23 protein-coding genes and 1 pseudogene are annotated in these 16,812 nt (G+C 69.8%); 12 read left to right on the top strand and 12 right to left on the bottom strand.

The window, feature by feature from the left end; genetic code table 11:
* The first annotated feature begins 44 nt into the window (after positions 1–44).
* On the top strand, positions 45–1,331 hold the full coding sequence (locus tag EPL04_RS02135; RefSeq protein ID WP_134668961.1) for a hypothetical protein: 1,287 nt from the start codon (positions 45–47) through the stop codon (positions 1,329–1,331).
* A gap of 10 nt (positions 1,332–1,341) precedes the next feature.
* Here EPL04_RS02135 and EPL04_RS02130 read toward each other — a convergent pair whose 3' ends face one another.
* Positions 1,342–2,175, bottom strand: coding sequence for a PspA/IM30 family protein (locus tag EPL04_RS02130; protein WP_134668959.1), 834 nt, complete (start codon positions 2,173–2,175; stop codon positions 1,342–1,344).
* A gap of 55 nt (positions 2,176–2,230) precedes the next feature.
* Between EPL04_RS02130 and EPL04_RS02125 the strand changes: the two genes are divergently transcribed.
* From EPL04_RS02125 to EPL04_RS02110, 4 genes are all read left to right on the top strand, one after another.
* Positions 2,231–2,845 carry a dienelactone hydrolase family protein gene (locus tag EPL04_RS02125; RefSeq protein WP_134668957.1) on the top strand — a complete coding sequence of 205 codons (615 nt, stop codon included), beginning with the start codon at positions 2,231–2,233 and terminating at the stop codon, positions 2,843–2,845.
* A 114-nt stretch (positions 2,846–2,959) separates the two neighbouring features.
* Entirely contained in the window at positions 2,960–4,606 is a 1,647-nt protein-coding gene (locus EPL04_RS02120) for a CTP synthase (RefSeq protein WP_134668955.1), read from the top strand.
* Positions 4,606–5,523 carry a glutamine-hydrolyzing GMP synthase gene (guaA, locus tag EPL04_RS02115; protein ID WP_134668953.1) on the top strand — a complete coding sequence of 306 codons (918 nt, stop codon included), beginning with the start codon at positions 4,606–4,608 and terminating at the stop codon, positions 5,521–5,523. Before EPL04_RS02120 ends, guaA begins: the two co-directional genes overlap by 1 nt.
* Positions 5,523–5,843: a DUF7126 family protein gene (locus EPL04_RS02110; protein WP_134668951.1), complete on the top strand. Its 321-nt coding sequence runs from the start codon at positions 5,523–5,525 to the stop codon at positions 5,841–5,843. Before guaA ends, EPL04_RS02110 begins: the two co-directional genes overlap by 1 nt.
* A gap of 27 nt (positions 5,844–5,870) precedes the next feature.
* Here EPL04_RS02110 and EPL04_RS02105 read toward each other — a convergent pair whose 3' ends face one another.
* Complete coding sequence (locus EPL04_RS02105) at positions 5,871–6,554, bottom strand: MBL fold metallo-hydrolase (protein ID WP_134668949.1); 684 nt, start codon at positions 6,552–6,554, stop codon at positions 5,871–5,873.
* Between the two features lie 80 nt (positions 6,555–6,634).
* Between EPL04_RS02105 and EPL04_RS02100 the strand changes: the two genes are divergently transcribed.
* The 3 genes from EPL04_RS02100 (at position 6,635) to EPL04_RS02090 (ending at position 7,949) form a co-directional block, all read left to right on the top strand.
* Positions 6,635–6,847: a hypothetical protein gene (locus EPL04_RS02100; protein WP_134668948.1), complete on the top strand. Its 213-nt coding sequence runs from the start codon at positions 6,635–6,637 to the stop codon at positions 6,845–6,847.
* 386 nt (positions 6,848–7,233) lie between these two features.
* Positions 7,234–7,551 (top strand): cupin domain-containing protein, encoded by a 318-nt coding sequence (locus EPL04_RS02095; protein WP_134668946.1) that lies wholly within the window; start codon positions 7,234–7,236, stop codon positions 7,549–7,551.
* Between the two features lie 68 nt (positions 7,552–7,619).
* Complete coding sequence (locus EPL04_RS02090) at positions 7,620–7,949, top strand: transcription factor S (protein WP_134668944.1); 330 nt, start codon at positions 7,620–7,622, stop codon at positions 7,947–7,949.
* Here EPL04_RS02090 and EPL04_RS02085 read toward each other — a convergent pair.
* Positions 7,946–8,335 (bottom strand): DCC1-like thiol-disulfide oxidoreductase family protein, encoded by a 390-nt coding sequence (locus tag EPL04_RS02085; RefSeq protein WP_134668942.1) that lies wholly within the window; start codon positions 8,333–8,335, stop codon positions 7,946–7,948. The genes EPL04_RS02090 and EPL04_RS02085 overlap by 4 nt on opposite strands.
* Positions 8,336–8,488: 153 nt before the next feature.
* On the opposite strand from EPL04_RS02085, the pseudogene EPL04_RS19405 reads away from it, so the two are divergent.
* Together EPL04_RS19405 and EPL04_RS02075 are read left to right on the top strand one after the other, a co-directional pair.
* Positions 8,489–8,581 (top strand): annotated as a pseudogene (locus EPL04_RS19405) (phosphoenolpyruvate carboxylase); the annotation flags it as partial.
* A 15-nt stretch (positions 8,582–8,596) separates the two neighbouring features.
* Positions 8,597–9,160 (top strand): hypothetical protein, encoded by a 564-nt coding sequence (locus EPL04_RS02075; RefSeq protein WP_134668941.1) that lies wholly within the window; start codon positions 8,597–8,599, stop codon positions 9,158–9,160.
* A gap of 21 nt (positions 9,161–9,181) precedes the next feature.
* Here EPL04_RS02075 and EPL04_RS02070 read toward each other — a convergent pair whose 3' ends face one another.
* The 6 genes from EPL04_RS02070 to EPL04_RS02045 form a co-directional block, all read right to left on the bottom strand.
* Positions 9,182–9,715: a hypothetical protein gene (locus tag EPL04_RS02070; protein ID WP_245154515.1), complete on the bottom strand. Its 534-nt coding sequence runs from the start codon at positions 9,713–9,715 to the stop codon at positions 9,182–9,184.
* Complete coding sequence (locus tag EPL04_RS02065) at positions 9,712–10,602, bottom strand: hypothetical protein (protein ID WP_134668939.1); 891 nt, start codon at positions 10,600–10,602, stop codon at positions 9,712–9,714. Before EPL04_RS02065 ends, EPL04_RS02070 begins: the two co-directional genes overlap by 4 nt.
* 88 nt (positions 10,603–10,690) lie before the next feature.
* Complete coding sequence (locus EPL04_RS02060) at positions 10,691–11,557, bottom strand: dihydrodipicolinate synthase family protein (protein ID WP_134668937.1); 867 nt, start codon at positions 11,555–11,557, stop codon at positions 10,691–10,693.
* Positions 11,558–11,602: 45 nt separating this feature from the next.
* Positions 11,603–11,899 (bottom strand): hypothetical protein, encoded by a 297-nt coding sequence (locus EPL04_RS02055; protein WP_134668935.1) that lies wholly within the window; start codon positions 11,897–11,899, stop codon positions 11,603–11,605.
* Positions 11,900–12,411: 512 nt separating this feature from the next.
* Complete coding sequence (locus tag EPL04_RS02050) at positions 12,412–13,089, bottom strand: potassium channel family protein (protein WP_134668934.1); 678 nt, start codon at positions 13,087–13,089, stop codon at positions 12,412–12,414.
* Between the two features lie 66 nt (positions 13,090–13,155).
* Positions 13,156–13,515 (bottom strand): response regulator transcription factor, encoded by a 360-nt coding sequence (locus tag EPL04_RS02045; RefSeq protein WP_134668932.1) that lies wholly within the window; start codon positions 13,513–13,515, stop codon positions 13,156–13,158.
* 212 nt (positions 13,516–13,727) lie between these two features.
* Here EPL04_RS02045 and EPL04_RS02040 point away from each other — a divergent pair, with 212 nt between their 5' ends.
* Positions 13,728–14,156, top strand: coding sequence for a universal stress protein (locus EPL04_RS02040; protein ID WP_134668930.1), 429 nt, complete (start codon positions 13,728–13,730; stop codon positions 14,154–14,156).
* A gap of 3 nt (positions 14,157–14,159) precedes the next feature.
* Here the strand turns inward: EPL04_RS02040 and EPL04_RS02035 are convergent, their stop codons facing one another.
* Positions 14,160–14,444: a DUF2249 domain-containing protein gene (locus EPL04_RS02035; protein WP_134668929.1), complete on the bottom strand. Its 285-nt coding sequence runs from the start codon at positions 14,442–14,444 to the stop codon at positions 14,160–14,162.
* A 112-nt stretch (positions 14,445–14,556) separates the two neighbouring features.
* On the opposite strand from EPL04_RS02035, the gene EPL04_RS02030 reads away from it, so the two are divergent.
* The gene (locus tag EPL04_RS02030; RefSeq protein WP_134668927.1) at positions 14,557–15,180 is read left to right on the top strand and encodes a helix-turn-helix domain-containing protein; all 624 of its coding nucleotides are present in this window, start codon (positions 14,557–14,559) and stop codon (positions 15,178–15,180) included.
* On the opposite strand, the gene hemG is transcribed toward EPL04_RS02030, so the two are convergent.
* Positions 15,158–16,453, bottom strand: coding sequence for a protoporphyrinogen oxidase (gene hemG, locus EPL04_RS02025; protein WP_134668925.1), 1,296 nt, complete (start codon positions 16,451–16,453; stop codon positions 15,158–15,160). The genes EPL04_RS02030 and hemG overlap by 23 nt on opposite strands.
* Positions 16,450–16,812, bottom strand: a complete 363-nt coding sequence (locus EPL04_RS02020) for a hypothetical protein (RefSeq protein ID WP_134668923.1) — start codon at positions 16,810–16,812, stop codon at positions 16,450–16,452. The genes hemG and EPL04_RS02020 overlap by 4 nt, the downstream gene beginning before the upstream one ends.

Genomic DNA, 16,812 nt, shown 5'->3' with positions numbered 1-16,812 from the left:
GGGTCGCCGGGGTTCTTTTGGCGCTCCGTCGCGTGTGTGTCCCCATGGCAGGGGACGTGCGAGTCGTCCTCGCGGTGGCGGTCGCGCTCGCGGTCGCGGGCGTGACCCCGGCCGCGGGCGGCCCGCCGCCGGCAGTGGGGGAACAGCAAGCCGCCGAATTGGCGGAGATATCACAAGACGGTACCGCGACCGAGCCGAACGAGACGGTGGTCCTCGAAGGTGGGTTCGACCCGGACTACGACCCAGCCGCGGTGCTGACGCGAGTCGAAGCGCTCCGAGAGCTGTCGGCGACCGAGCCGATCACGCTCCACGAGTACGACGACGACGCCGGCCCGGAGATCGACGTCCGCGATCAGTTCGGCGAGATCCGACCCGCCGGCGCTCGCGCGCTCCAGTTGTACTCGAACGCGACCACCGAACGCCGGATGCCGCTGGGCTACGCCGTCGAGCGCGGCGACGGCGTCCACATCTATCTCATGAACGCGACCGACCTCGCGGCGTACGGCGTCTCACAGGAGGTCGTGTTGGCCCACGAGTTCGTCCACGCGCTCCAGTTCCAGCGGGACCTGTTGGCGCCCTCGCGGGAGGGGTTCCGGTCGACGTTCCCGCGGTGGACGACCGACGCCAGACTCGTCACCACGTCGCTGGTGGAGGGCGACGCGACGTGGACGACCGAGGAGTACGTCGCCCGCTACGGCGGCGACTACTCGCCGGCCGACTACAACCGGACGCTGGCGCGGGCGGCATGGCCGAACAGCCTCGGCGGCACGCCCTACTACTACGGCTACGAGTACTACCGAGCGATCGGCGCCGCGCCCGACGAGCGGTCGGCCGCGATCCGGTCGCCGCCGAACTCGACCGCGGAACTGCTCGACTCCGACGGGGCCGTCCCGCGAGCGACCCTCCCCGAGGCCCCGGCGAGCTCACAGGAGTTCGAGGCGCTGACGCGGTACCACACCGACACGGTCGGCGAGCTCGCGCTCCGACACGCGCTCAGGATCAACGGCCGGTCGTTCGGCGCGGCCGCCGCGGCGGCCGACGGACTGGCGAACGACCGGATGTACTACTACGCCGAGGCGGCCACGACCGCGACCCACTGGGTGAGCGTCTGGGAGTCGCCCGACGAGGCCGCCGAGTTCGAGGCGGCGTGGCGAGAGCTACTCGACGATCGCGGAGCGACGCCGGGCGAGAACGAGACCCTCGTGGTGCCGACCGGCGACGACGCGCCCGCCGTCCACTACGTCGTCGAGCGCGACGGCGATACCGTCCGGATCACGGCCGCTCCCGATCCCGACCTCGCGGTCGAACTCGCCGCCCACGGCCGGGCGTGACCGCTCCGATCTAGTTCTCCTCGTCGTCGCGGATCTCCTCGAGTTCGGCCTCGATGTCCTCGTCGGCGACCGATTCGGTCTCGGCCTCGACTTCCGGCTCGGCGTCGACTTCCGGCTCCGCGTCGGCGTCCCCGGTGTCGACCGACCCCTTGCCCATCTCGGCCTTCAGGGTCTCGAGTTCGGCATCGACCTCGCCGGAAGTCCGAACGTCTTCGAGTTCGCGGTCGAGGCTGTCCTTGTCCGAGAGGGCGTCCTCGAAGGTCCCCGACTCCTGAAGTTCGTCCATCGCCTGCGCGCGGGCCTCCATCTCCTCGGTGCGGCCCTCGGCGCGCTCGATGGCCCGGCCAACGTCCTCCATCTCCTCGCCCGCACCGGTCATCGCCTCCGAGACGCGGGTCTGGGCCTCCGCGGCCTCGTAACGGGCCTTCATGCTCTCCTTTTTGGTCTTGAACTCCTCGATGCGGTTCTGGAGCTGGTTTTTCTTGTCGACGAGGTTGTCCTGAGTGTTCTGGAGATCGGCGATCTGGTCTTCCAGTTCCTCGATCTGGTTCATCTTCGTCTTCTTCTTCTCTAGGGCCTGGCGCGCGAGGTCCTCGCGGTCGGCCTCGACGGCCTGGCGGGCCTGATCGTTGTGCTTCTCGACGTTCTCCTCGAGCTTTCGCTTCTGCATTTCGAGGCGCTTTTTCTGGGTCGTGAGGTCCGCGATCCCCTGTTTCACGTCCTGCAACTCGTCGCGCATCTGCTCGTAGGAGTAATCGAGCGTCTCCGACGGGTCCTCCGCCCGGTTGAGCAACGCGTTCACCTTCGACCGGACGACGTACGACATGCGTGAGAGTACTCCCATACACCACCATTTCGTGACCTTACCCTTAAAATCCTCACCTCCCCAACAGGCTCTCGTGCACTCCGAAGACCTCCCGCTCCCCGGCGCCCGGGACGTGCGCGCGACGCTGGACCGGCCCGAATCCGACGACGAAGCCGCCGTAACGGTCGCGTGTCCGCCCCACCCCCAGCACCGCGGCCACCGCGGCGACGACCGACTGACGGCCGTCAGCGAGCACCTCGTCGACCGTGGGATCGCCTGCCTGCGGTTCGATTACGGCGATTGGGACGAGGGGTACGGCGAGCGCGAGGACGCGCGCAACGCCTACCGGTGGGCCCGAGAGCGGTACGACCGGGTCGGGCTGTTCGGCTTCAGCTTCGGCGGCGCGGTGGCGGCGCTGGCGGCCGCGACCGTCGAGGCCCGACCCGACGCCGTCTCGCTGCTCGCGCCCGCATCGGGGCTCGCCGCCGACCTCGACGCCGCCGCGGCGCTCGACGACGTCGACGCGCCTGTACAGGTGATTTACGGCGCCCGCGACGACACCGCCGACTGGGCGCCGGTGGTCGAGCGCGCGCGCGAACTGGGGTTCGAGGTCGTAGAGTTGAGCGCCGACCACTTCTTCGTCGGCCAGCGCGAGACGGTCGCCGAGACGGCCGGCGGGTTTCTGGTCGAACGACTGGCGACGCGGTGACGACGCCCCCGGAAATCCGCGTTCGCCGACGCGGTGGGCGAGGCCCGTGGGAGACGCTCACGGCGTGCGCTCGCGCTCCGAAATCGTTTTGAACGACGCCCGCCGACACTCGGTATGCCGACCGAACCCGAAACAGACTACGACCCTTCTCTCGGGAACAAGTTCATCTTCGTGACCGGGGGCGTCATGTCCGGACTGGGCAAGGGCATCACGGCGGCCTCGACGGGCCGACTCCTCGCCAACGCCGGGTTCGACGTGACCGCGGTCAAGATCGACCCCTATCTCAACGTCGACGCGGGGACGATGAACCCCTACCAGCACGGTGAGGTGTACGTCCTCAAGGACGGCGGCGAGGTCGACCTCGATCTGGGGAACTACGAGCGATTCCTCGACATCGACATGACGTTCGACCACAACGTCACCACGGGCAAGACCTACCAGCACGTCATCGAGAAAGAACGGGCGGGCGACTACCTCGGCAAGACCGTCCAGATCATCCCCCACGTCACCGACGACATCAAGCGCCGGATCCGGGAAGCCGCCGAAGGCCACGACGTCTGCATCGTCGAGGTCGGGGGCACCGTCGGCGACATCGAGGGGATGCCGTTCCTCGAAGCCCTCCGGCAGTTCGCCCACGAGGAAGACGAGGAGGACTTCCTTTTGACCCACGTCACGCTCGTCCCGTACTCGAAAAACGGCGAGCAAAAGACCAAACCGACCCAGCACTCGGTGAAAGAACTGCGCTCGATCGGCCTCCAGCCCGACATTCTGGTCGGGCGCTGTGAGGACGAACTCGACCCCTCGACCAAAGAGAAGATCGCGCTTTTCTGCGACGTGCCGACCGACGCCGTCTTCTCGAACCCCGACGTCGAGGACATCTACCACGTCCCGCTGATGGTCGAGGAGGAGGGCCTCGACGAGTACGTGATGGAGCGGTTCGGCCTCGCCGACGAGGCCGTCCCCGCCGAGGAGCGCGACACTCAGTGGCGCGATCTGGTGACCCAGGAGACCGGCGGCGAGGTCGACATCGCGCTGGTGGGCAAGTACGACCTCGAGGACGCCTACCTCTCGGTCAACGAGGCGCTGAAGCACGCCGGCCTCGAACGGGGCGTCGACGTGAACGTGCTGTGGGTCGACAGCGAAAAGATGGCCGACGACGACGAGGCGCGACTCCGGGAGGCCGACGGCGTCGTCGTGCCCGGCGGCTTCGGCTCGCGGGGCACCGCGGGCAAGATCGAGGCCATCCGGTACGCCCGCGAACACGACGTGCCGTTCCTCGGGCTGTGTCTGGGGTTCCAGCTCGCGGTCGTCGAGTACGCCCGTAACGTCCTCGGGCTGGAGGGCGCCCACTCGGCGGAGATCGACGCCGAGACGCCCCACCCGGTCATCGACCTGCTACCCGAGCAGTACGACCTCGAGGACCTCGGCGGGACGATGCGGCTGGGCGCCCACGAGACCGAGATCGCGCCCGGGACGCTGGCCGCGGACGTGTACAGCGCCGAGGCCTGTACCGAGCGCCACCGCCACCGCTACGAGGTCAACCCCGAGTACTTCGAGGACTTCGCCGACACCGACCTCGTGTTCTCGGGCGAGTCGGGCAACCGGATGGAGATCCTGGAGCTAGACGATCACCCGTACTTCCTCGGAACGCAGTTCCACCCCGAGTTCCGATCGCGGCCGACCCGGGCGAGCCCGCCGTTCGTCGGGCTGCTCGACGCGGTCGTCGAATCGACTGACGAGCGACTGGAGGTCGAAGCATAATGGTAGACACAGACGAGTTCATCGACGAGGCGGTCCCAGAGGTTCGCGAACAGGTCGGCGACGAGAACGCCATCATCGCGCTGTCGGGCGGGGTCGACTCCTCGGTCGCGGCGGCGCTCGCCTACGAGGCGATCGGCGATCAGCTCACGCCGGTGTACGTCGACACGGGGCTGATGCGGAAAGGCGAGACCGACCAGATCCGCGAGACGTTCTCGTTCATGGAGAGCTTGGAGATCGTCGAGGCCCAAGACCGGTTCCTCGACGCGCTCGCGGGCGTCACCGATCCCGAGGAGAAACGCAAAGTCATCGGCGAGCAGTTCATCCGGGAGTTCGAGACGGTCGCCCGCGAGACCGACGCCAGCATGCTCGTGCAGGGGACGATCTACCCCGACCGGATCGAGAGCGAGGGCAACATCAAGTCCCACCACAACGTCGGCGGGCTCCCCGACGTCGTCGACTTCGACGGCATCGTCGAGCCGGTCCGGGACCTCTACAAGGACGAGGTCCGGGAGGTCGCCCGCGCGCTCGACCTCGAGTCGGTCGTCGCCGAGCGGATGCCGTTCCCCGGCCCCGGGCTCGCGGTCCGGATCGTCGGCGAGGTCACCCGCGAGAAGGTCGAGGTCGCCCGCGAGGCGACCCACGTCGTCGAGGAGGAGCTCGCGGAGTACGACCCGTGGCAGGCGTTCGCCGCGGTGCTCGGCAAGGCCACCGGCGTCAAGGGCGACAACCGGGTCCACGGCTGGGTCGTCGCGGTCCGGTCGGTCGAGAGCCGCGACGGGATGACCGCCCGCGCACAGGAACTCGACTGGGAGACCCTCCAGCGGGTCCAGAGCCGGATCACCGGCGAGAACGAGAACGTCGCGCGGGTCGTCTACGACGTGACCCACAAACCGCCCGCGACCATCGAGTACGAGTGATGAAGGCGATCGTGGTCGGTCCCGACGACGACGGACTTGGCGAGGCCCTCGACGCTGAGGGCGCCGACGTGACTCGAATCGAAGATGTCGCCACCCGGCCCGCCCTCGAATCGGCGGGCGTCACCGACGCCGACGCGCTGGTGTTGACCCAAGCGAGCGGCGCGACCGCGATTCCGGTCGCGAGGGACCTCAACGACGGCGTCCGGATCGTCGTCTACGCCGAGGACGACCTGCCCGACTTCGCCCGCGGGCAGGCCGACCTGATCGTCGATCCGCGACTGCTCTCGGTCGACGCCGTGGCCGAGGAGCTGGCGGACTGACCGGCGAGCGCGTTTTTTCGGCGCCGACTACAGCCGCGCGGCCAGCTCTCGGAGTCGGTCGCTCCCGCCCGCGAGGATCGGCGTGCCGTGGCCCATCGCGGCCACGTCGAAGTCAGGGACGCGGTCGGCGAGCGCGCGAACGCTCCGGCGGACCGCGACGGTGTCGTAGCTAATCAGCCACGGCGACGGTTCGAGGTCGCCGCCCCGCTCGCGGACGAGATCGCCGAGAAACGCCACCCGGTCGCCGACGTAGACGACGTGGCCCGGCGAGTGGCCCGGCGTGTGGTAGGCCTCGAACCCCCCGATCTCGTCGCCGTCGGCCACCGGCCGGATCGGGACGCCCGGCGCGGCGACGAACGGCTGGACGACTCGCTGGAGCAGGCCCTTGTGATTGTGCCAGTCGGGGCGGTCCCGGCCGGCCAGCACCGCGGCGTCCTCGCGCCCGAGATACACCGGCACGTCGAGGCCCAACTTCCCGAGCGCGCCGACGTGGTCGAAGTCGTAGTGGGTGACGAGAATGCGGTCGATCTCCCCGACGGCGTGGCCGGTGTCCCGGATCGCGCGCGCGAGCGGACCGGCGTCGCGGGGCGTCCCGGCGTCCACGAGCACCAGATCGTCGCCGTCCTCGACGAGGTAGGCGTTGACGCTTCCCAGATCCAGCCACCAGACCCCCGCCGCGTCGGGGCTCCGAAGTTCGGTCGTCGTTGCCATATCGCAGGCTACGGGGCGGTCGGTGAAAGTCCTGCTCCCCGAACGGACGCTTTTTGTCGGTGGAGCGCCCACGTCACCGCATGGAGAATCGCTTCCCGTCGGGGTCTCGCGACCGTACCCGGGCCGCGCTCGCGGTCCTCCCGTTTCTCGCGCTCGGGCTCGCGGACGTGCTGTTGTTGCTCCTGTGGGGCGTCGACCCGCTGTGGGGGTTCGCCATCCTCCCGCCGATTCTGTTCGTGAGCGCGCTGGCGTGGATCGCGTTCTCGACGGGGTTCGTCGGCGACCGGGAGTAGTTCCGAACCGTTCAGAACCGTTTACTCCCGTGAACTGTGTGGACGGTCGGCCCCGTTGAAGTGACGACGCCCCCAACGGACGACTGCGGTCGCGGCGCACACGACCCGCCGTTGCACCGCTCTCGGCCGCGTCCGACCGCACTTCCCGGCGCGACGACGAGCGATCCCGGTCGGGCCGGACCGCCCACCGGCCCGACGTCCACCGCCATCGGTCGCCACCGCCGGCGACCGACCCACCACCCCTGAGCGACCCGGCCGTTCACAGAGGCACGCACCGCAGTCGGGCCCGCGGCGCCGCGCCGCCCGCTCCCGGCGCTCGCCGCGGCCCGCCGCCCGTCCTCCCGCTCGGACCGACCTTTAAGAGCCGGCCGGCCGTCTCGCCCGATATGGGACTCGACAGCTACCCGGACCTCGACCCCGACGCGGGCGAGGTCGTCGACGCCGAAGTGGTCGTGACCGACGACGTACTGGTGAAGGCGTTCGCGCTCGGACCGGGCGCGGAACTGACGCCCCACGACCACCCCGACGCGACGAACGTCTTCCACGTCCTCGAAGGGACGGTGACGGTCGTCCGGGGCGACGACGAGGAGTCGGTCGACGCGCCCGGCGTCGTGCTCCACGAGCGGGGTGCGGTCCACGGCGCGCGCAACGAGACCGACCGGGTCGCGGTGCTGACCGCGAGCCTGTGTCCGTTGCCGTCCTGAACGCCGGCGAGGCCGATCGGAGTCGCCCGAACGTGGTGCTTATGGGGAGCCGTCGACTACCTGCGGACATGCAATTTTGCGACGAATGTGGCTCCATGATGAAGTCGATGGGGTCGAAGATGGTGTGTACCGACGACGACTGCCAGCACACCGTCGCGAAAGACGAGGAGAAGGCCGCCGAGTTCGTCACCACCGAAGAGCAGGGCGACTCGGACGTGATCGAGACCTCCGAGGACGCCAACTTCGAGGGGAAGCCGACCGCCGACGACGTGATCTGCGACGAGTGTGGCCACGAGAAGGCGTGGTACACGATCAAGCAGACCGGCTCGGCCGACGAACCGCCGACGCGGTTTTTCAAGTGCCAGGAGTGTGGCCACCGCTGGCGCGATTACAGCTAAGGGTCGCCGCCGGGCCCCTCGCGCGCCGGGGGCGTCTTCGAGACCACGGCGCCCAGTTCCGAGCGGTGGTCGGCGACCCATCGGTAGACGTTCTCGCGGGCGCGTTCGTAGTCCTCGAAGTTCCGGAGGAACTCGACGAGCGGGCGGGCCGACGCGCCGACCTCCGACCGGACCACCGCCTGTTCGAGCGACTCGCCACAGGAGTACACCGCGCCGTCGGCCAGCAGGTGCGAACACGACTCGTAGTCGTCGGGCAGGCGCGAACGCTCCCCGTCGGTCAGTTCCGAGAAGCCGACGATTCGAAACGACGAGCGGCGCTCGAAGAAGTCCGCCCACCACGTACAGAACCCGCAGTCGTCGTCGTACACGAGTGTGGTCTCGCTCATAGTCGACCCGTGGGACGACACCCACTAAGCCCTGTTGACAGCCGCGGGGCGGCGAACCGGGACGGGCGTCGTCCGCGACGGCGCAGGGACGTTCGAGCCTGGCGAGCGTAGTGGCGTGGACTTCCACGCCAGAGCGTCCGACGAGACGTCCGACTGCTCGGCGAGGACGACCGCTCTCCCGAGGCCGAGCGGACCCTCCGGCTGACGGTCGAGGGGATCGCGGCCGGGATGAAGAATACGGGATAGTCCGATTTCCGAGGGGTGGCGACAACGCTTACGGACGGGGCGGTGGTGACCCGGGACGTGATGCCCGACATCGACCGACGGGAGTTCCTGGGGCGGGGCGCGGTGACGTTGCTCGGAATCGCGGGGCTGGCGGGCTCGGCGGGCGCACAGGACGAACCGACGCGGTCCAGACTGACCCGGCGAATGGCCTTCGACGAGCCGGCGACACTCTCGGACGACTACGTCAGCCGGATCGTCCTGCTCACCGACCGGATGGAGCCGGATCCGGACATGCCGCCGGTCGCCGAGTGTGCGTTCTCGAACTGGCCGCCCGAGGAGCTTGGCCTCTGGGAAGGGCTGGTGATCGAGTGGCAAAACGAGGGGTTCGGCGAGCTCCTGACCGACAGCAAGGAAGTCCGGGCCGAGAAGATGGTCGAACTCCGGATCGTCGTCGACGAACAGGCGTCGCCGGCCGAACTCGGCACGCCGTTCATCGTCGGCGGGCGCGTCGAGTGCCCGGAGGGGTACGTCGGCGTCGAGACCAACGAGGTGCCGGGGCTCCGAATCAAGACGGGGCCGGGCGTCAGCACGCAGGGGTGACCGTCGAGCGTAGCGACGGGGTCACTCGGCGTCGGTCGCGATACTGCCGACCTCGTCGTCGTCGACGACCATCGGACAGTCGGCGACTCGGAAGTGGTCGACGTCGGGCATCTCGAGGATGTCGGTGCCCTCGTTGGTGCAGGCGACCGTCGGCGGGTCCGCGAAGTACGGACAGCCGTGACACGTCGACTTCTCGACGGTCCGGACGTCCCGGCCGTCGAGCCACTCGGCGTCGGCGACGGCCGTCGGCGCGGACACCTCGAAGTCGCCGTCGTCGTCGGCCAGTCGCTCCCAGAGGGCCTCGCCGTCGATCTGGCCCACGTCGACCGACTCGAACGGGCCCTCGGCGTCGGTCTCGCGGCTTCGCCGCCGCTCGTCGACCTCCGACGCCACGTCGGCGAGCGGCCCGGTCCGGGAGGGCGAGTCGCCCGACCGGGACCGAACGTCGGCCGCGAGATCGCCGAGGGGCTCGGCGGATCGGTCGGCGATTTCGGCCTCGTCGGGGGCGCGCTCGGCCGCCTCCGGGCGGTCCTCGTCGGCGTCGCGGTCGCTCATTCGCCGGCCTCCGAATCGTCGAGAATGTCGTCGAGCGCCGCCTCGTGGTCGGTCGCGTCGGCCGCGACCTCGTCGACGGCCCAGTCGGCTCGCTCGCCTTCGAGCGCCGGCGGTTCGCCGACGACGAGGGTCGGCGAGCCGAACAACCCCTGTTTCGGCTCGACGTCGCTGAAGGTGCTCGCACAGTGGGGGCAGGTCGGCGACGCGAGCAGTCCGACGTGGACGGTCTGGTCGCAGTGGCCACAGTCGGCGCTCCGGACGCCCCGCCGGTTCGCGAGGGTCGCGAGCTCGTCGGCCGCCGCGCGGGCGGCGTGACGGGCCGCCAGCGTCTCGGTCCGATCGCGGATATCGACGGTCACCTCCGCGAGCGTCGTCAGCTTCGCTTCGAGGTCGTCGGTCGCCTCGGTGAGGTATTCGAGGACGTCCTCGTAGTTCTCGAAGCCGGTCTCGACCGTCTCGTCTAACTCCGCGACCGTCGCGGCGAGGTCGTCGAGGTCGGCCGCCAGCTCGTCGGCCCTGTCGGCGACCGCCGCGGGCGCGAGGTCGGGGTGGTCGTGGTCGGTCGGGGCCTTCTCGTCGGCCTCGCGCTTGACCTGCACCACCCGGTCGCGGACGTCGTCGATCTTCTCGTCGAACAACGACCGGGCGTCCTCGACGTCGGCCCGGACGTCGTCGAGGTCGGCCGCGAGCGCCTCGTGGTCTGCGACCAACCGCGCGAGGAGCTCGCGCCGTAGCGCCCCGAGCTCCTCCGTGTCGCCTCCGGGCCCGGTGCCGAGCCGGGCGAGCAACTCCTCGCGGCTCACGCCCAACTGCTCGGCCTGCGCGTCGAGCCACCCCTCCAGCGAGTCCCCCGGCGGCGACGGTTCGGTGACATTTTCGCCGGCCATTCGCTTTCAGTTATCACAGCGCCGACTTAATGGTTGGCCTCGCCGTCCGCGCTCCCCTGCGGGCGGCCCACGCGATCGGATCGGCCGGTCAGGGCGTCGCGTCCCCGACGAGTTCGGCTATCTCGGCCTCGGCGGCCGCGCCGAGTTCGGTGTGGGGCCGCCGGACGTACCCCGCGGGCGCGCCCCGCTCGCGCATCGCCGCCTTCGTCCCCGGGACGCCGTGCTCGATGGCGGCCGTGCGGTTGAGCTCTAGGAGTCGGGCGTTGAGCTGGCGGGCGGCCGCGTCGTCGCCGCCGACGTGGAGCCGGTAGATCTCGGTGGCGCGTTCGGGCGCGATGTTCGCGAGCCCGAGCACGCCGCCGTCGGCGCCCGACGCCAGCGCGTGCGCGTAGACGTTGCCGCTCCCCTCCAGCAGGTCGAACGACTCGTCGGCGGTGAGCGCGAGCGTGCGCTGAAAGCCCCCGAGGTCGCCGCTCGAATCTTTCATCCCGACGACGTTGTCGTGGCTCGCCAGCCGACCCACCACCTCGGGCGCCAGCGCGACGCCGGTAAACACCGGGACGCTGTAGAGGTAGATCGGGATCGGGCTCTCGTCGGCCACCTCCCGGTAGTAGGCTTCGAGGTCGTCGTCGTCGTGGTCGTAGTAGAACGGCGTGACGACCAGCGCGGCGTCCGCGCCCGCGTCGGCCGCCAGTTCGGTCTGGCGGAGCGTCTCCCGGAGGCCGGGGTGGCCGGTCCCCGCCAGCACCGGGCCGTCGGCCGCCTCGGCGACGATCTCGGTGACGCGGGCGCGCTCCTCGAGGCCCATCAGTTCCGCCTCGCTGTTCGAGCCACACGGGACCAGAAAGTCGACGCCGCGGTCCTCGATCCACCCGACCAGTTCCCGGAGCCGTTCGGTGTCGAGCTCGCCGTCCCCGTCGAAGGGCGTGACGAGCGGGACGCCAGTGCCTCGCATACCCGGTCGACAACGGGGACCGACTTGAAAGTGAGCGCCCGGCGGTCAGGCTCGCCCCGACGCGACCGCCGCGACGCCGAACGCGACGGCGAGCGTCACCAGCGTCCACCCGAGCCACCAGGCGTCGGCGCTCCCGCCGGCCCGGAGCCGGACCGCGAGCAGTCCGGTCACGACCCCGTAGCCGACGATCGTCCCGCCGGCGATCCGCGCGACTCGACGCTCGTCGTCGACCGCGCCGGGCTGGTAGTTCGCCAGGAGGTCGAGCCGACCGCGAGCGACGCCCGCGCCGGCCGCGACCAGCAGGACTCCGATCGCGCCGGTGACGAGTACGTTCGCGTCCACGGACGCGGAGTCTCGCCGACGACTGAAAAGCGTTCGGTGCCGGTCGCGCCGCCGGTCCGGTGCGTCTGACGCACTTTTAAGTCAGAGCCGGACACACGCCCCACCGGGCGCGCACTGACGGCCTCTCGCCCCATCCTCCCACCCGCGCGCCCGGCACACCACACTCCCCACACCCTCTCCCCACACCTTTCGCGTCCGCTACTCCGCGTTAGACTCACGTAATACCGAGTTACGCGAGGGCTACGCGAGCGCTGAGACCGGCGAGTCGAGCGACAGACGCCGCCTACGCCGGCGACAGCGTCCACATAACAAAGTCCGAACTCGCCATAGCAGGAGACGCGCCCGGCGGTTCGGGCGCAAGCGTGCAGCAGTCTCCCGGTCGGGCGACCTCGACGGTGCCGGAGGCGCTGGCGGCGAGCTGGCCTCTCGCCACTGTGTCACCAACCCTCCCACGAAAGTTCTCGTCTCGATCGCCCGCCACGACCCCGCACTGCCCATTTCCTCCACGTTTTTCACGACTCGGAAGCCGCGGCGCCGTCGCCCTGTAGCAGTCGACGGGCCTCGGGCACCGCCTCGCGCTCGGCGATCACCGCCAGCTTGTCGCCGCCTTCGACGGTGGTCTGGGGGAGCGGGATCGTCATCCGCTCGTGGGCGCGGCCGTGGGCGTAGATCCGGACGTCCTCGGGGAGGTCGATCGAGGTGACCCGCCGGCCCACGATCGGCGACTCGTCGGGGACGGTGAGCGTCGTCAACTGGAGCGCCGCGGTCAGGTCGGCGATGACGCTGAAGTTGCCTCCGAGCAGGGCTGTCTTCGCGCCGGCCGCGCCGAGTCGCTCGGGGTAGACCACCTCGTCGACGTCGTCTGCGAACTTGTGGTAGATATCGCCCCGGTAGTCCTCGTCGATCCGCATCACGGTGCGACAGCCGTAGTGTTTGCCGAGCATGCACGCCGCGAAGTTGACGTTGAGGTCGCCGGTCAGCGCCCCGACCGCGTCGGCGCTTTCGGGGTCGGCCTGTTCGAACACCTCCTCGCCGGCGCCGTCGCCCTCCACGACGAAAAAGCCCTCCGAGCGCGCGCGGTCGGCCTTCTCGGCGTCGTTCTCGATCACGGTGACCTCGTGGCCTTCCTCCTGGAGGATGCGAGCGGTCCGCAGACCGACGCGGCCGGAACCCACGATAACAAATCGCATGGAAAGGGCTACTCCGACCAGCGACAAAAGGATTCGTGTAGATTCGGCCCGGTCCGACCGCCCGACTCACCGCGAGGTGTCCGAGCCGTCGACCAGTTCGGTCACGGTGGCCGACAGCGCGTCGACCGCCGAGAGGGGTTTGGTGAGGTAGGCGTCGCAGTCGAGGTCCGCAGACGGCTGTTCGCCCGAGACCATCGCGATTCGACAGTCGACGTCGCTCGCCCGGATCGCTTCGAGCACCGCGTCGCCGCGAGTGTCGGGCAACCCCCGGTCTAAAAGCACCACGTCGACCGCCTCGTCGAGGCGGTCGAGCGCCGCCTCGCCGGTGTATGCGGTTCGTACCTCGAAGTGCGACGAGAGGTGAGCGGTGAAGCCGTCTGCCAGCGGTCGGTCGTCGTCGACGACCAGCACGGTTGTGTCGGACATAGTCTTTGAGAGGGCCAAATTCGACTAGGCCTAGTCAACTCCGCGACTAAGCAATGGGAGATTGTTGCAGATCGTTGCGACCGTTTCGAGCGTCGTTTCGCGATCGGGACGATCGCAACGTCGGGCGAGACTCCGGTCAGACGGGGGGTTTTCGCCCGGCGGGAATTACGGTGTCTTATTTACGTGGCGCTCGTCAACTGTCGAGTAGAGACATGTACGACACCGTGTTGCTCCCGACCGACGGGAGCGAAGCAACGGAGAACGTCGTCGAACACGCAAGCGACATCGCCGCCCGGCGAGACGCCCGAGTCCACGTCCTCTACGTCGTCGACGACCGCGCGTTTCTCACCCTCTCGGAAGACCGCGTGCCGGAGGTCAGCGAAGAGCTCCGCAACGAGGGCGAGCGCGCGACCGGCGAGGCCGCGGCGGCGCTCGAAGCCGACGGCGTCGACGTCACGACCGCGGTCCGAGAGGGCAACCCCGCCGACGAGATCCTCGCGGCCGCCGACGACAACGACGCCGACCTCGTGGTGATGGGCACCCACGGCGCGGATCCGACCCGCGACATGCTCGGGAGCGTCTCTCAGAAGGTCGTTACGCTGTCGTCGGTGCCGGTGCTCACCGTCAACATCGACGAGTAGTCGCTACGCGTCGGGCCGCCAGATGGCGGTCACCACCTCCTCGTCGCCCTCGATCGTCTCGTACTCGTACCCCCTGTCGGTCAGCTTCGGATAGAGGTGCTGGGGCGCCCGATCGTTGCGCTGGATCAACACCGCCTCCTCTTCGAGGTCGGCCAGCGTCTCCAGCGTCTCCGAGAGGGGCTTGGGCGGGCCGGCCGCGCGCACGTCGAGCGTGCGGCGCGGTCGGTCGGTCGGAACGTCGGCCCGGTCGACTGCTCGCGCCGCCGCGTCGGTGGGTTTCGAGGCCATGTTTCGACGTTCGCGGGCGCGCCCCACCACGCTTTCCCCGAACACATTCGGCGACGTTGCCGAACATGTTCGGAAACACTTACGGGTCGGTCGGCCGAGAACGGTACGTACGATGCCGACCGCCAAACTCCACATCACGCTCCCCGACGGCGTCTGGATCCACGAGGTATCGACCGCCCACCCCGAGACAGACTTCCGCGTGCTGGCCGCGTTCCCCGCCGACGACACCGGTGTCGGGCTCCTCGAACTGGCGGGGCCAGACCTGCCCACGGTGGTCGGTGACATCGAGCGCCACGACGAGATCGTGAGCCTCGACCTCCACCAGGTGTCGGAGGGGACCGCGCTGGTCGAGTTCGAGACCACCGCGCCGCTTTTGCTGTTGACCGTCCGAGAGTCGGCGATGCCGCTCGAACTCCCGTTCACCATCCGGGACGGCGAGGCGACCGTCGAGCTCACCGCCTCGCGCGACCGGCTCTCGGCGTTCACGACCCAACTGGAGTCGTTCGGGATGCGCTTCGACGTCGAGTACATCCGCGAGATGGTCGACTCCGAGAGCCTGCTGACCGACCGCCAGCACGAACTGCTCGACGCGGCGGTCGAGGCCGGCTACTACGACACCCCGCGGGAGTGCTCGCTGACGGAGCTGGCCGACCGGGCCGGCGTGGCGAAGTCGACCGCGAGCGAGACGCTCCACCGCGTCGAGGAGAAGATAATCAAGCAGTACGCGGAGGGGTAGCCGTCGACTCGGCGCAGTCGGCGAGCCGGTCGGCGATCTTCTTTGCCTCCCGGATCCGGCCCGGAATCCCGGCCCGGGCGGTGTAGTTGGTACAGAGGTGGAGGCCGACCGGCGTCGAGAGCCGGTCTAACGCCGCCCAGCTCCGGTCGTAGGCCGGCATGCCCAGCTCCCACCGGTGGACCGACAGGACGCGGGCCCCGTGGCCCGTCACCGCCTCGAACTCCCGAGCCGCCACGGAGCCGAGCCGGTCGTCGTCCCACTCGACCACCTCGGGGTCGTACCCGCCGCCGAGATAGCAGGTGTACACCCCCTCGCGGTCGAGCAGGCTGTCGTTCCACGTCGTCCCGAGCGTCCGGAGGTCCTCGTCGTACTGGACCTGATAGCCGGCGCCGGTCAGGTCGGCGTCCACGGCGAGGTGGACGACCGCCTGCGGATTGTAGGTGAACTCCCGGAGGGCGTCGGCCGCCTCGGGCGCGAACTCCGCCACGAGGTCGGCGGTCACGCTTGCGGGCGTCGTGACGACCAGTTCGTCGAAACGCTCGTCGCCGTCCGGCGTTTCGAGGACGAACCGCTCGCCGGCGCGCCCGATCGCCTCGACGGGCGTGTTCAGGTGCGCCGTGTCGTCGTTGTCGGCGTACAGCGCCTCGGGGAGCCGCTGGAGCCCGCCGTCGAACGACGCGATCGGCGGCGCCTCCCGGCCTTCGAGCACCTTCTTGGCGACCGAGGTCAGGACGCTTCCCTCGATGCCGGCCGAGTCGAGCGCCCGCGACAGCGAGTGGCGCATCGGCATCTCGTCGGGGTGGGTGCCGTAGAGGCCGCCGTACAGCGGCCCGAAGTAGTAGCGTGCGACCTCCGAGCCGAACTTCCGGGTCAGGTACGCCTCGACGCTCTCGTCGGGTCGCGCCGCGGTGGTGAGCGGTTCGAACAGCGCCCGGAGCTTCCCGCGCCACGACAGCAGGTCGGTCGCGACCGCCTCCCGGGGCGTCTGGGGAACCAGCCGGAGCCGACCGTCGCGGTAGACGTACAGCGGGAGGTCGTCGGCCTCCCGGAGTTCGTCGCCGAGCCCGAGCGACTCGACCAGCGCGGCGATGCTCGGGGTGAGTCTGGTGCGCTGGGGGCCGAGATCGAGCACCCGGCCGTCGACCCGCCGGCTCCGGATCACGCCGCCGGGCTCGTCGTCGGCCTCGAAGAGGACGCTGTCGACCCCCTGCTCGCGGAGGAAGTGGTGGGCCGCGAGTCCGGTGACGCCGCCGCCGACGACCCCGACCCTCATGGTTCGAGCAGGTCGCGCGCGACCGACGGGTCGACGCGCTCGGCCGCGACGGTCGACGCCCACTGTTCGACCAGTGCGTCGGCGAGCCGGGCGGAGAGTCGGTCGACCGCGTCCCGCTGGGCCGCCGACAGCTCGCCGGCCGCTTCGAGCCGGTCGAGCGCGGCGGCGAGTTCGCGCTCCCGGACGCTGTCGCCGCGCTCTCTGAGCCGGTCGGCGACCGCCTCGGGGTCCGACGCCTCGCGGTCGGCCGCGTCGGACTCGGCGGTCGGATCGCGCTCGACGGCGTCGGTCACGGTCGAGGGGTTGGCTTCGGTCGCCCGAATCGCCTGTCCCGAACGCGTTCGGCCGTTCGTCGCCAT

It is taken from the genome of Halorussus marinus, assembly GCF_004521895.1.
In the GTDB taxonomy this organism is placed as follows: Archaea; Halobacteriota; Halobacteria; order Halobacteriales; family Haladaptataceae; genus Halorussus; species Halorussus marinus.
This window is presented reverse-complemented; position numbering and strand designations above follow the sequence as displayed.

Bases quoted from the DNA above. Each gene is read 5' to 3' on its own strand.
- EPL04_RS02135 (WP_134668961.1), top strand. From the start codon at position 45: ATGGCAGGGGACGTGCGAGTCGTCCTCGCGGTGGCGGTCGCGCTCGCG.
- EPL04_RS02130 (WP_134668959.1), bottom strand. From the start codon at position 2,175: ATGGGAGTACTCTCACGCATGTCGTACGTCGTCCGGTCGAAGGTGAAC.
- EPL04_RS02120 (WP_134668955.1), top strand. From the start codon at position 2,960: ATGCCGACCGAACCCGAAACAGACTACGACCCTTCTCTCGGGAACAAG.
- guaA (WP_134668953.1), top strand. From the start codon at position 4,606: ATGGTAGACACAGACGAGTTCATCGACGAGGCGGTCCCAGAGGTTCGC.
- EPL04_RS02110 (WP_134668951.1), top strand. From the start codon at position 5,523: ATGAAGGCGATCGTGGTCGGTCCCGACGACGACGGACTTGGCGAGGCC.
- EPL04_RS02105 (WP_134668949.1), bottom strand. From the start codon at position 6,554: ATGGCAACGACGACCGAACTTCGGAGCCCCGACGCGGCGGGGGTCTGG.
- EPL04_RS02100 (WP_134668948.1), top strand. From the start codon at position 6,635: ATGGAGAATCGCTTCCCGTCGGGGTCTCGCGACCGTACCCGGGCCGCG.
- EPL04_RS02095 (WP_134668946.1), top strand. From the start codon at position 7,234: ATGGGACTCGACAGCTACCCGGACCTCGACCCCGACGCGGGCGAGGTC.
- EPL04_RS02090 (WP_134668944.1), top strand. From the start codon at position 7,620: ATGCAATTTTGCGACGAATGTGGCTCCATGATGAAGTCGATGGGGTCG.
- EPL04_RS02085 (WP_134668942.1), bottom strand. From the start codon at position 8,335: ATGAGCGAGACCACACTCGTGTACGACGACGACTGCGGGTTCTGTACG.
- EPL04_RS02070 (WP_245154515.1), bottom strand. From the start codon at position 9,715: ATGAGCGACCGCGACGCCGACGAGGACCGCCCGGAGGCGGCCGAGCGC.
- EPL04_RS02065 (WP_134668939.1), bottom strand. From the start codon at position 10,602: ATGGCCGGCGAAAATGTCACCGAACCGTCGCCGCCGGGGGACTCGCTG.
- EPL04_RS02060 (WP_134668937.1), bottom strand. From the start codon at position 11,557: ATGCGAGGCACTGGCGTCCCGCTCGTCACGCCCTTCGACGGGGACGGC.
- EPL04_RS02050 (WP_134668934.1), bottom strand. From the start codon at position 13,089: ATGCGATTTGTTATCGTGGGTTCCGGCCGCGTCGGTCTGCGGACCGCT.
- EPL04_RS02045 (WP_134668932.1), bottom strand. From the start codon at position 13,515: ATGTCCGACACAACCGTGCTGGTCGTCGACGACGACCGACCGCTGGCA.
- EPL04_RS02040 (WP_134668930.1), top strand. From the start codon at position 13,728: ATGTACGACACCGTGTTGCTCCCGACCGACGGGAGCGAAGCAACGGAG.
- EPL04_RS02035 (WP_134668929.1), bottom strand. From the start codon at position 14,444: ATGGCCTCGAAACCCACCGACGCGGCGGCGCGAGCAGTCGACCGGGCC.
- EPL04_RS02030 (WP_134668927.1), top strand. From the start codon at position 14,557: ATGCCGACCGCCAAACTCCACATCACGCTCCCCGACGGCGTCTGGATC.
- hemG (WP_134668925.1), bottom strand. From the start codon at position 16,453: ATGAGGGTCGGGGTCGTCGGCGGCGGCGTCACCGGACTCGCGGCCCAC.
- EPL04_RS02020 (WP_134668923.1), bottom strand. From the start codon at position 16,812: ATGGCGACGAACGGCCGAACGCGTTCGGGACAGGCGATTCGGGCGACC.